The organism is Flavobacterium psychrotolerans (assembly GCF_003097635.1).
In the GTDB taxonomy this organism is placed as follows: domain Bacteria; phylum Bacteroidota; class Bacteroidia; order Flavobacteriales; family Flavobacteriaceae; genus Flavobacterium; species Flavobacterium psychrotolerans.
This window is the reverse complement of sequence record NZ_QCZI01000041.1, coordinates 1-1,908: the sequence shown is the minus strand read 5'-3', so window position 1 is coordinate 1,908 and position 1,908 is coordinate 1. Positions and strand designations below refer to the sequence as shown.

Sequence of the window (1,908 nt, the reverse complement as noted above, 5' to 3'; positions counted from 1 at the left end):
ACGGACTTGTAATCGGTTCCGTTCAACACGAGTTTCATTGTTCGTGCTGCGCACGCAACGAAACTCTAGCTGTTGGCAGTAGTTTTTTTCTTCGTTTAGTTGTAGTTGATTAATCAAACCAAATTCCTTCATCCAAAAAATCTATACTGTATGATTTGCATTTTGGACAGAAGTTTTTACTTTTTTTGTAGCATTTATTTCCCCAATTATGATTTCCGATTTCCAAATCGTCAGTGAACATACTAGGCTCATAATATGGAATATATTTTTCATTCTTTGTTACAATTGAAATGCTTTTGGAAAAAAAATATAGAAATTTCTTTTTAATTATTGTAGTTTTTGTGTATTCATATAGGTTTATTTCTTCAATTTCATTAGATTCAGTATTTAAAGCAGGTGCGCCACATTCGGTATGATGATTTAGTCTTCCTCCGCCAATTGCTATTGACTTTGTTTTGTAACCACAATTTGTACAAATTGGTAAAATTGTAAAACCCATAATTTCTATACTTTAAAATGTTCTAATTTTTCTTTAAACAATATTTTCTTGATCCTAAATCTTTGTTTTAATTAATCCATCTTTTTCAATATCTAAAATGAAGAACGATTCGGCGCTTGGCTATTTAGCAGATTAAGGAAACCTTATCTTTCTGTTAATGAGTAATTTTCTAATACAAAACCAACTTTAAATTAAGCATAAACCAATCATCTTGCCTAACGTCGGTTGGTAGAAGTTTATAATTCATTTAGGCTTTTGATAATAAATGGGTAATCCTCTATTTCACTAAAACTGCCCCATATTGCTTCTCTTTGATCTTGACTATTTTTTGCTGAAAATTCTCCATTATTGATTTTGTCTTGAAACTTTTCTACAAGTTTTGAAATTATATTTTCGATTGTATCACCAAATTCATCTATTAAATTTATTGCAACAGATAAGTTAGTTTGTTCATTCCCGTTAAATTTTGGGTAGTATACATTTTTATAAGGTTTTTTAATTTCAAGTATTAATGTATGAATATCAGGACACAAAGTTAATGTAACCTCAAATGTTCCTTTTTCTACGATTTCAAATATTAACTGGAAAATGTCATATTCATATTTTTTTTGCTTCAAAAAATGTTGGCTACCGATTATAAAAGGAATAGTTAATCCACTTTTCCCACGACCTCTTTGGCTTTTTAAAATTTTTTTCCAATATTCCATATATTTATAAACTGTCCCACCATTCGGGACTCTGTTGATCAGTGTCTAAACTATCATTATAATATTCATTATCCCAATTTGAAGAAGAAGAATTATCATCAAAATTGTCATCGTAATCATAGTTTCTTTTAGATTCAATTTCTAAATATTCTTCATAACTTCTTTGTTTGTTTTTAAGTATTATTACTGCTTTCTCATCAACTAAAAATTTTGGATATATTTTCTTTATTTCAGTAACAGCTTCGTTGCTTATTACAAAGCCTTTCAGATTAACTATGCACCATTGTATATACATTGCATTTTCATTAGCAACGTCAATTAACTTTCGGTATTTATATTTTCCAAATTCGAAATGACTTTCGGTTTCAAATAATTCCATTTACGTGTGTTCTTTTAAAATTACTGCCAATAGGCGGTCGCTTTGCGAAGGCGTTGCGTTTTCGCAAAACGCCGAGTTGGGCGAAGTGTCCGCCTATTGGGCAAAGTGCCTTCGGGCATTTTGCCCAACGTTCCGCGGCTTCTCGTCAGTTGCGAAGTTCGGAACTTTTTATTTTCTGTTAAAGATAAAAATTCTTGCGAAACGCAAATGTGAATCTACAACAAAATTCGCAATTGCGAGAAACGGCTGTGTGTGCCTTGCATGCACTTCCAATTCCTCAAAAGTAGGAATTTTATCTAGAGGGTGCAAGTCCCTTATCGGCA

General features: G+C 31.6%; 3 protein-coding genes. All 3 read right to left on the bottom strand.

Going from position 1 to position 1,908, the window contains the following annotated elements; translation table 11 throughout:
* Nucleotides 1-109 precede the first annotated feature (109 nt).
* The 3 genes from DB895_RS14060 to DB895_RS14050 all read right to left on the bottom strand — a co-directional run bounded on the left by DB895_RS14060 (nucleotide 110) and on the right by DB895_RS14050 (nucleotide 1,585).
* Entirely contained in the window at nucleotides 110-499 is a 390-nt protein-coding gene (locus tag DB895_RS14060) for a hypothetical protein (RefSeq protein WP_116725986.1), read from the bottom strand.
* A 236-nt stretch (nucleotides 500-735) separates the two neighbouring features.
* Nucleotides 736-1,206, bottom strand: coding sequence for a hypothetical protein (locus tag DB895_RS14055; protein ID WP_116725985.1), 471 nt, complete (start codon nucleotides 1,204-1,206; stop codon nucleotides 736-738).
* A gap of 4 nt (nucleotides 1,207-1,210) precedes the next feature.
* Nucleotides 1,211-1,585 (bottom strand): exodeoxyribonuclease X C-terminal domain-containing protein, encoded by a 375-nt coding sequence (locus tag DB895_RS14050; protein WP_116725984.1) that lies wholly within the window; start codon nucleotides 1,583-1,585, stop codon nucleotides 1,211-1,213.
* Nucleotides 1,586-1,908 lie beyond the last annotated feature (323 nt).